A 9,317-nucleotide genomic window follows, 5' to 3' on the forward strand; every position below is an offset into this window, starting at 1 on the left:
CGTGGTTTCGCGGTGGTGGCCGACGAAGTGCGCGCACTGGCCGCGCGCACCCAGGCCAGCACCTCGCAGATCAACGAAATGCTCGCACGGCTGACCATCGGCGTGAGCTCGTCGGTGGAGGCCATGGAAAACACCCAGGCCAGTTGCCAGTCGGCAGCGGATGCCACGGCGCGGGTGAACATCGGCCTGGACGAAATGGCCGGTTCGGTCAGCCATATCAACAACCTCAGCACCCAGATCGCCACAGCCGCCGAGCAGCAAAGCGCCGTGACGGAGGAGATCAACCGCAGCATGGTTCATATCCGACATATGGTCGAGGAACTGGTGCAAAGCGGCCATGCCACTGAAACCAATACTCAAAGTCTGCTCAACGCCAATGGCCGGGTGATCGCGTTGATGAGTCGCTTCAAGGTGCGCTGATAAATTAATGAGACACTCCCGTGCGATGCATGGGAGTAGGTCTATTCTGACAGCTCCCGGCGCGTAGTTTCGCCACACAGGAGGTGTGCCATGCGCGCTGTCGAGCAGTCGGTCCGCTTGGCACGGATCAGTCAGGAACGCTTTATCCAAGCCCCAATCGATGCGGTCTACCGCTATGTGACCCAGCCGGATCGCTGGCACGAATGGCACCCCACCTCCCTCAGCGCCGACACCGGCACCACCGGTTCACTCCCCGCCGGCACGCGCTTTACCGAGGTGATCGACCTGCTGGGCGTGCGGGTTCCCATGAGTTACCGCGTACAGATCGCCCGTCCCCCAGAAGAATTCAAGGCGGTGTTCACCTCCCTGGCCGTCGACGGCTCGATCCACTACAGCCTGCAGGCCCTTCGTGACGGCACGCTGTTCAAGCGCGTGTTGACCTATGAAACCGAATTGCAACTCGCCGGCTTGCACGAACGCATGGTTGAACTGTCCACAATCGCGCTGGACCAGCTCAAGCAGCGCTTGGAAAACCCCGCCATCGTCGAATGAGTCAGCATTGCCAGGGGGAGGCGTCGAGGTATCGACTGCTCCCCTGCACATGACCGACGTCAAGGCCAGCCTTCCCGTAACCGGATACCCTGAGAAACGAGAGATGAGCACTCACTCACCCCCGAAGAAACCTTAGGAGTACCCGTTGAAAACCCGCCACTGCCTCGTCGTCCTCTTTCTGATCACGACGTTGACGTTACTCGTTGATATCCCGGTCGATACCTGGCTGACCTCAGCAACCCTCAGCTTGCTGCTCGGCACTGCCGCCCTGGTGTATATGGCGACTTCCTGCATTCTGGCCAGTCGTTGGTCGGTAGTGGAGAGCGTGTTTGGCGGCCTGGATCGCGTCTACGAGGTACACAAGTGGCTGGGCATCTGGGCGCTGGTGTTTGCCACGTATCACTTTGTGTTCAAGGCCAACCTGGATGTGTGGAACAGCGTGCCCATCATGGAGCTGCCCAAATACTGGACGCGCCTGGTCCGTCAGTTGAGCTACGTGGCGCTGGGCCTGATCGTGTTGTTGGCGTTGAACCGCAACATCCCTTACAGCGTCTGGCGCTGGTGGCACAAACTGTCTGGCCCGCTGTTCCTGATCGTGATCCTGCACTGGCTGAGCTTCAAATCGCCGATCACCCTGGCCAGTCCATCGGGCGTCTGGTTGACGTTGTGCTGTGGCCTGGGCGTAATCGCGGTCTTCTATAAGCTGGTGCTTTACCCCTCGGTGGCTCGTGCCGGCGAATACCGGGTGACGGCCGTCAACCGAGCCAACGGCGCCCTGCATTTGACGCTGGCGCCGATTCACAAAGGGTTCGACTTCAAGGCCGGGCAGTTCGCGTTCCTGGCGATGCAGGTCAAAGGACTGCGCGAACCGCATCCGTTCACGATCGCCAGCGCAAACAGTGCGAACGGGCAGATTTCGTTCATGATCAGAGGCCTGGGGGATTACACCAACGCCCTGGCAGAGTGCGCCAAGGTCGGCATGCGCGCCGATCTGTATGCGCCTTACGGGCGCTTCAAGCGCGCCGCCGAGGCCGAGCGGGAAATCTGGATCGGGGCCGGCGTGGGTATTTCGCCCTTCATTTCCTGGCTGCAAGACCCTGCGGCCAAAGACTTCGACAAAGCCACGCTGGTCTATTGCTTCACGCCCTCGCGCGCCTTCCCGCCTGCCGAGCAGGTGCAAACCATGGCCCGCTTACGCGGTGCGCAATTCGTCAGTAATTCCGGCGGTCTGGAGCGCTTGGCCGACACCCTGCGCCAGGCCGTGACCGAGACCGCCCCCGACAAGGTGCATGTCAGCTTCTGTGGCCCCAAGGGCTTGCTGGTCAAGGTCCGCGAACTGATGAACGCCCACCGGATTCCGCCGGCCAACCTGCACAGCGAACGGTTCGAGTTTCGCTGAAACAACCGAACGCGGTTCAACCCAGCCCCCGAAGGGGGTTTGGCGGCGCACATAAACTGGCATGATAGCGCCCATCCGATGACCTGCTCTGACTAGCGAGATGCCCCATGAAAACCCCATTGCGACTGGCCCTGCTTTCAGCCCTGTTGACCACCGGCCTGGCCCAGGCGGCCGACCTGATCCCCATCGACGTACACCGCGACGCCAACTGCGGGTGCTGCAAGCAATGGATCAGCCATCTGGAAAGCCACGGTTTCAAGGTCAATGACCACGTTGAAGCCGATATGAGCGCGGTCAAACAACGCCTCGGCGTCGCGCCGCGCCTGGGGTCGTGCCATACCGCCGTGATCGACGGCAAGTTCGTCGAAGGCCACGTACCCGCCGAGCAAGTGTTGGCGCTGCGCAAGCGCGATGATTTGCTCGGGATCGCCGCGCCGGGCATGCCCATGGGTTCGCCCGGCATGGAAATGGACGGCCACGGTGACGCCTACCAAGTCCTCGGCCTGACCCGTGACGGCAAAGATGTGGTGGTGGCTGACTACCCGGCACACTGATCGATGCTGACGGGTTACCTGGGGCTGTTTTTCGCGGCATTCGGCGCCGCCACACTCCTGCCCTTGCAGTCGGAAGCCGTGTTGGTGGGCCTGCTGCTCAGCGGGCATTACAGCCTGTGGTGGCTGCTGGGCATCGCCACGCTGGGCAATGTACTCGGCTCGCTGGTCAATTGGCTGCTGGGGCGCTCGATCGAGCACTTCAAGGCGCGGCGCTGGTTTCCGGTCAACGCCAGGCAACTGGACAAGGCGCGCCGCCACTATGAACGCTGGGGGCATTGGACGTTATTGCTCAGTTGGGTACCGATCATTGGCGACCCGCTGACCTTGATCGCCGGGGTGATGCGCGAGCCACTGTGGCGGTTTTTGCTGTTGGTGACCCTGGCCAAGGGCGTGCGTTATGGCGTGCTGGCCGCGCTGACCCTGCACTGGGTGTTAATCCCCACTTAATCGCCTGCAAACAGCATCCGGGCACCCTACTCGGAGCCCCGCCATGCCTCTAATCCGCACCTTTTGCATTGCCGGCCTGCTCGCTGCCGGCGCAGCGCCCGTGTTCGCCGCCAGCGAAGGCCCTAGCTACGGGCCTGAGCTGCAGGGTTTCCAATACCCCTACCCGGTTGAGCATTTCAACTTCCAGTCCCAGGGCAAATCCCTGCAAATGGGCTACATGGACATCCCGGCCACCGGCAAAGCCAACGGTCGCAGTGTGGTGGTGCTGCACGGCAAGAACTTCTGCGGCGCCACGTGGGAAGGTTCGATCAAGGCGTTGAGCGACGCCGGTTACCGCGTGATCGCACCCGACCAGATCGGCTTCTGTACCTCCAGCAAGCCCGACAGTTACCAGTACAGCTTCCAGCAACTGGCGATCAACACCCACCAATTGCTGGAACAACTCGGCATTCAAAAGGCCACCCTGCTCGGCCACTCCACCGGTGGCATGCTCGCCACCCGTTACGCGCTGCTGTACCCAGAGCAAACCGAGCAACTGGCGCTGGTCAACCCGATCGGCCTGGAAGACTGGAAGGCCCTCGGCGTGCCTTATCGCAGCGTCGACCAATGGTATGAGCGCGAACTGCAGGTGAGCGCCGACGGCATCCGCAGCTATGAGCGCGACACCTACTACGCCGGCCACTGGAAGCCCGAGTACGAGCGCTGGGTACAGATGCTCGCCGGCATGAACAAAGGCCCCGGCCACACCCAGGTGGCATGGAACTCGGCATTGATTTACGACATGATCTTCACCCAGCCGGTGTACTACGAGTTCAAGGACTTGCAGATGCCCACCCTCCTGCTGATCGGCACCAGCGACACCACCGCCATCGGCAAGGACCTCGCGCCGCCGGCGGTCAAGGCGAAGATCGGGCACTACGAGGTGCTGGGCAAACAGGTGGCAAAATTGATTTCCCGCGCCACGCTGGTGGAGTTTCCGGGCCTGGGCCACGCACCGCAGATGGAAGAACCGGCGCAGTTCCACAAGGCCTTGCTGCAAGGGCTCAACGGCCTTTAATCCAACTTTATGAGAGGCACGCGACAATGTCGCTACAGATCGCAGTCATTGACGATTGGCAGAACGTCGCCCGTGGTGTGGTGGATTGGTCGGCCCTGGCGGCGGTCGGCCAGGTGCATTTTCTGCACGAGTATCCGGCAGACACCACCACGATGGTCGAACGCCTGAAAGGCTTCGACGTGATCTGCGTGATGCGCGAACGCTCGACCTTCGACAAACCCCTGCTGCAAGGCCTGCCGAACCTCAAGCTGCTGGTGACCGGTGGCATGCGCAACGCCGCCATCGACCTCCCCGCCGCCAAAGCCCTGGGTATCCAGGTGTGCGGTACCGACAGTTATAAACACGCGGCGCCGGAGCTGACCTGGGCGTTGATCATGGCGTCCACGCGCAACCTGCTGGCCGAAGCCAATTCCCTGCGCGCCGGCCACTGGCAGGTGGGCCTGGGCGGCGACCTGCATGGCCAGACCCTGGGGATTCTCGGGCTGGGCAGCATCGGCCAGAAGGTCGCACAATTTGCCCAGGTGTTCGGGATGCGGGTGATTGCCTGGAGTGAAAACCTCACACCGCAGCGCGCGGCGGAATCCGGGGTCACGTGGGTCAGCAAGCGCGAGTTGTTCGAACAGGCCGATATCCTCACCATCCATCTGGTGCTCAGCGAGCGTAGCCGTGGGCTGGTAGATGCCGAGGCGCTGGGCTGGATGAAACCGACGGCACGCCTGGTCAATACGGCACGCGGGCCGATTGTGGACGAACCCGCGCTGCTGCAGGCATTGAGCAACGGCCGCCTGGCGGGGGCCGCGCTGGATGTGTATGCCGAGGAGCCGCTGCCGGTGGATCATCCGTTGCGCCATTTGCCGAATGTGCTGGCCACCCCTCACGTCGGGTATGTGAGCGAGCAGAATTACCGGCAGTTTTATCAGCAGATGGTCGAGGATATCCAAGCCTGGGCCGAGGGCACGCCCATTCGCGTGCTCGGCTAACGCACCAACTCGGCGCACGCGCACTACTGTGGCGAAGGCGCTTGCTTCCGTTGGCTACATTGCGGCCCTGTATCGGGGCCGCTTCGCGCCCAGCGAGAGCAAGCTCCCGAGCCACAGTCGTAGTGCGCTAATCCGCAAGCGCCTGCGCAGCCTTTCAATGTCGCATATTGTTACAAGTTTTTTTGTCCTACAAAATTTCCACATAAACCCTACAGTCTTTAGGATTTGTCCTAGACTCATCACCGATGGGTCCGTTCCAAAACAAAAGCCCCGCAAAAAATCGAAACTTTAGAACTCTGCCGTAGGTCAGGTTTAGGGTTAGGCGTGCATAAGCGGTTCAGACCGAATGCCCGTCCATCCACTCTATTTCAGCTAACCGTGCAACTGGCACAAGCCTTGCCAGTCTGTATAGCGCTTGTGCGTCTGGCCGCAGGAAGCGGTCTTCGGAGCTAGTGGCAGCGGGCCACCAGCCAACCAACATGTGGGAGAGAACTATGATCAGTGCCGCAGTAGATACTCAGGGAGAGCGTTTTAGTAAATCGGCAGGGGGGCCAACATCGCTGGTCGATCTGCCCAACACTGTGCGGCCGATCGCGAGTCATAACCCCAATCGAAAGAAAGTCTTGTTCGTCACCTCCGAATTTGCCGACCTGGTTAAAACCGGCGGCCTCGGCGACGTCTCCGCTGCCCTGCCCCGCGCTATGGCGCACTTGCACGATGTGCGTGTGCTGATCCCCGGTTACCCGCAGGTGATGGAAAGCGACAACCCGATCCATATCATCGGTGAGCTGGGTGGCCACGCCGCGCTGCCGCCCTGCAAGATCGGGCGCATGGACCTCAAGGACGGCCTGGTTGTCTACGTACTGATCTGCCCCGAACTGTACGAGCGCGAAGGCACCCCGTATGGCGCCAACAACGGTCGCGACTGGCCGGATAACCACATTCGCTTCGCACGCCTGGGCCTGGCCGCTGCCGACATGGCCGCCAACCTCGCCCAAATCCACTGGTGCCCGGACCTGGTGCATGCCCACGACTGGCCGGCCGGCCTGGCGCCTGCCTATATGCACTGGCGTGGGTCACGCACGCCCACCCTGTTCACCATCCATAACCTGGCATACCAGGGCGTGGTCAGCCTCGCTTCGACGCCGGAGCTGGGTATTCCACCCCATGCCCTGCAACAGGAAGGCATGGAGTTCTACGGCAAGATGTCATTCCTCAAGGCGGGGATGGCCTACTCCAGTCACATCACCACGGTGAGCGCCACTTACGCCCAGGAAATCACCACCCCGGAATTCGGCTGCGGGCTGGACGGTTTTCTCGCCAGCAAGACCCAGCAAGGCCTGCTCAGCGGCATTCCCAACGGCATCGACGAAAGCTGGGAAGCCTCCACTGATACGCACCTGACCCACAACTTCAATATCGGCGACTGGGAAGGCAAGGCGGTCAACGCCGCTCACGTGCGCACCCTGTTTGGCCTGCATGACTCCAGCGGCCCGCTGTTCGCCGTGGTCTCGCGGCTGGTCTATCAGAAAGGCCTGGACCTGACCGAAGCGGTCGCCAGCTTTATCGTCGAGAACGGCGGCCAGATCGCGATCATTGGCCGCGGCGAGCCTGAAGAAGAACACGCCATGCGCGAACTGGCGCTGCGTTTCCCAGGCCAGGTCGGTGTGCGCATCGGTTTCAACGAAACCGACGCCCGTCGCATGTTTGCCGGCAGTGACTTTCTGCTGATGCCGTCGCGCTATGAACCATGCGGTTTGAGCCAGATGTACGCCCAGCGTTTCGGCTCGCTGCCGGTCGCGCGCAACACCGGCGGCCTGGCGGACACCATCGAAGACGGCGTCACCGGCTTCTTGTTCAACGAATCCAGCGTGGACAGCTACCGCGAAGCCCTGAGCCGTGCGTTCAAAGTGTTCGCCTACCCAGGCCTGCTCAACGCCATGCGCTGCCGCGCCATGACCCAACCGTTCAACTGGTGCCAGGCGGTCGAACCCTACGCCGAACTGTATGAACAACTGGTGGCCAAGGCCTTGGGGAAATCGACTAAATAATCAAGGGAGGTCTTCATAGATGCCGTTACGGACTCTGGAAACCTGGCCCCACGGCGCAATCATGCTGGACGCGCAACACACGCGTTTCGCGTTGTGGGCGCCAGACGCGTTTTATGTCAGCGTTGAATTGGAAGATGGCAAGTCAATAGCCATGCTGCCCCAGGCAGATGGCTGGTTTGAAACGGAGATAAAGTGCCCAGCGGGCACGCGCTATCGCTACAACATCGATGGCGAAATGGATGTTCCCGACCCCGCGTCCAGGGCCCAGGACGCGGACGTGCACGGCTGGAGCCTGGTGGTCGACTCGCTCGCCTATGCATGGCGACACAACCACTGGCAAGGCCGGCCCTGGCATGAAGCCGTGATCTACGAACTGCATGTCGGTGCGCTGGGGGGCTACGCGCAAGTCGAAAAACACCTGCCGCGCCTGGCCGAGCTGGGCGTTACCGCGATAGAGCTGATGCCCCTGGCGCAATTTCCCGGCGAGCGCAATTGGGGCTATGACGGCGTTCTGCCCTACGCACCGCAGTCCTCCTACGGCAGTCCCGAACAGCTCAAGCAGCTGATCGACAGCGCTCATGAACACGGGCTCGCGGTCATCCTCGACGTGGTCTACAACCACTTCGGCCCCGATGGCAACTACCTGGGCCAGTACGCCAAAGACTTCTTCCAGGAAGATGTACACACGCCATGGGGCGCCGGTATCGACTTCGATCGGCGTGAAGTGCGGAACTTCTTTCTGGATAACGCGCTGATGTGGCTGCTCGACTACCGCTTCGACGGCCTGCGGCTGGACGCGGTACACGCCATCGACAATCCCGGCTTCTTGCATGAGCTGGCACAACGGGTGCGCCAACAGGTCGACACCGGCCGTCACGTATGGCTAGTGCTGGAAAACGAACTCAACCAGGCCAGCCTGTTGAAGCACGATTTCGATGCGCAATGGAACGACGACTTCCATAACGTGTTGCACGTGTTGCTGACCGGCGAAACCGATGCCTACTACAGCGACTTTGCCCAAACGCCTACCGCCAAACTCGCACGTTGCCTCGGCGAAGGCTTTATTTACCAGGGCCACACCACACGCCACGGGCATGCGCGCGGCGAACCGAGCAGCGGTTTGCCACCCACCGCCTTCGTCGCGTTTTTGCAGAACCACGACCAGATCGGCAACCGCGCCCTCGGCGAACGCCTGCACCAGCTCTGTTCGCCCCAGGCGCTCAAGGCAGCGACCACCTTGCTGCTGTTGTCGCCGATGATCCCGTTGCTGTTCATGGGCGATGAAGTCAACGCCAGCGAGCCGTTTCTGTTTTTTACCGATCACCATGGCGAACTGGCTGAAGCGGTACGTGAAGGTCGGCGCAATGAATTCGCCGACTTTGCCGCGTTCCACGACCCGGAGCGTCGCGCGCGGATTCCCGATCCCAACGCCCTGTCGACCTTTGAGCAGTCAGCGCCGTCTTTCGCCGAGAGCGCGCACGCCCAGTTCTACCGTCACCTACTGAACCTGCGGCACACGCATATCGTGCCGCATTTACCCGGCAGCATCGCGCTCGGTGCCCAGGTGCTAGCAGACGGCGCCGTCACCGCGCGTTGGCGCCTGGGCAATGGCAGCCTGTTGCAGATCGACCTGAACCTGAGTGCCACGGCCCTGGCTCACGCCGCTGGGCAGCACGTACTGTTCCAGACGCCGGCCCATGACCACACGCACCTGGCGCCCTTCAGCGCACGCGTTACCCTATCCCCTGTTGGAGAGCACTCTTGAGCGAAGCGAACCTGGAAATCCACTAAAGGCACGTAATCCACTTCGATACCGAAGCGCTTGAAATACTTTTCGAACAGACTGATGGTTGAACC

Annotated in this window: 9 protein-coding genes and 1 pseudogene; 9 read left to right on the top strand and 1 reads right to left on the bottom strand. The window is 61.5% G+C overall.

What is annotated here, in order from left to right:
• From L9Z73_RS19080 to treZ, 9 genes are all read left to right on the top strand, one after another.
• The coding region (locus L9Z73_RS19080; RefSeq protein ID WP_247404060.1) for a methyl-accepting chemotaxis protein at positions 1 to 420 on the top strand (420 nt) is incomplete at its 5' end.
• Between the two features lie 90 nt (positions 421 to 510).
• The gene (locus L9Z73_RS19085) at positions 511 to 972 is read left to right on the top strand and encodes an SRPBCC family protein (protein WP_247404063.1); all 462 of its coding nucleotides are present in this window, start codon (positions 511 to 513) and stop codon (positions 970 to 972) included.
• A 145-nt stretch (positions 973 to 1,117) separates the two neighbouring features.
• Positions 1,118 to 2,371: a ferredoxin reductase family protein gene (locus L9Z73_RS19090; protein WP_247404065.1), complete on the top strand. Its 1,254-nt coding sequence runs from the start codon at positions 1,118 to 1,120 to the stop codon at positions 2,369 to 2,371.
• Positions 2,372 to 2,478: 107 nt separating this feature from the next.
• The gene (locus L9Z73_RS19095) at positions 2,479 to 2,925 is read left to right on the top strand and encodes a DUF411 domain-containing protein (protein ID WP_247404067.1); all 447 of its coding nucleotides are present in this window, start codon (positions 2,479 to 2,481) and stop codon (positions 2,923 to 2,925) included.
• Positions 2,926 to 2,928: 3 nt separating this feature from the next.
• Positions 2,929 to 3,372, top strand: a complete 444-nt coding sequence (locus L9Z73_RS19100) for a YqaA family protein (RefSeq protein WP_017846389.1) — start codon at positions 2,929 to 2,931, stop codon at positions 3,370 to 3,372.
• 43 nt (positions 3,373 to 3,415) lie between these two features.
• Positions 3,416 to 4,429, top strand: a complete 1,014-nt coding sequence (locus L9Z73_RS19105) for an alpha/beta fold hydrolase (RefSeq protein WP_247404068.1) — start codon at positions 3,416 to 3,418, stop codon at positions 4,427 to 4,429.
• Positions 4,430 to 4,455: 26 nt separating this feature from the next.
• Entirely contained in the window at positions 4,456 to 5,409 is a 954-nt protein-coding gene (locus L9Z73_RS19110) for a D-2-hydroxyacid dehydrogenase family protein (RefSeq protein WP_247404070.1), read from the top strand.
• 494 nt (positions 5,410 to 5,903) lie between these two features.
• A complete protein-coding gene (glgA, locus tag L9Z73_RS19115; RefSeq protein WP_247404071.1) occupies positions 5,904 to 7,460 on the top strand; it encodes a glycogen synthase GlgA in 1,557 nt (518 codons plus the stop codon).
• Positions 7,461 to 7,479: 19 nt separating this feature from the next.
• Entirely contained in the window at positions 7,480 to 9,225 is a 1,746-nt protein-coding gene (gene treZ / locus L9Z73_RS19120; protein ID WP_247404073.1) for a malto-oligosyltrehalose trehalohydrolase, read from the top strand.
• Positions 9,226 to 9,242: 17 nt separating this feature from the next.
• On the opposite strand, the pseudogene L9Z73_RS31555 reads toward treZ, so the two are convergent.
• Positions 9,243 to 9,317 (bottom strand): annotated as a pseudogene (locus L9Z73_RS31555) (hypothetical protein); the annotation flags it as partial.

Origin of the sequence: Pseudomonas emilianonis (assembly GCF_023072625.1) — a bacterium.
Lineage (GTDB): Bacteria > Pseudomonadota > Gammaproteobacteria > Pseudomonadales > Pseudomonadaceae > Aquipseudomonas > Aquipseudomonas paraveronii.

Bases quoted from the DNA above. Each gene is read 5' to 3' on its own strand.
- treZ (WP_247404073.1), top strand. From the start codon at position 7,480: ATGCCGTTACGGACTCTGGAAACCTGGCCCCACGGCGCAATCATGCTG.
- L9Z73_RS19110 (WP_247404070.1), top strand. From the start codon at position 4,456: ATGTCGCTACAGATCGCAGTCATTGACGATTGGCAGAACGTCGCCCGT.
- L9Z73_RS19085 (WP_247404063.1), top strand. From the start codon at position 511: ATGCGCGCTGTCGAGCAGTCGGTCCGCTTGGCACGGATCAGTCAGGAA.
- L9Z73_RS19105 (WP_247404068.1), top strand. From the start codon at position 3,416: ATGCCTCTAATCCGCACCTTTTGCATTGCCGGCCTGCTCGCTGCCGGC.
- L9Z73_RS19095 (WP_247404067.1), top strand. From the start codon at position 2,479: ATGAAAACCCCATTGCGACTGGCCCTGCTTTCAGCCCTGTTGACCACC.
- L9Z73_RS19100 (WP_017846389.1), top strand. From the start codon at position 2,929: ATGCTGACGGGTTACCTGGGGCTGTTTTTCGCGGCATTCGGCGCCGCC.
- glgA (WP_247404071.1), top strand. From the start codon at position 5,904: ATGATCAGTGCCGCAGTAGATACTCAGGGAGAGCGTTTTAGTAAATCG.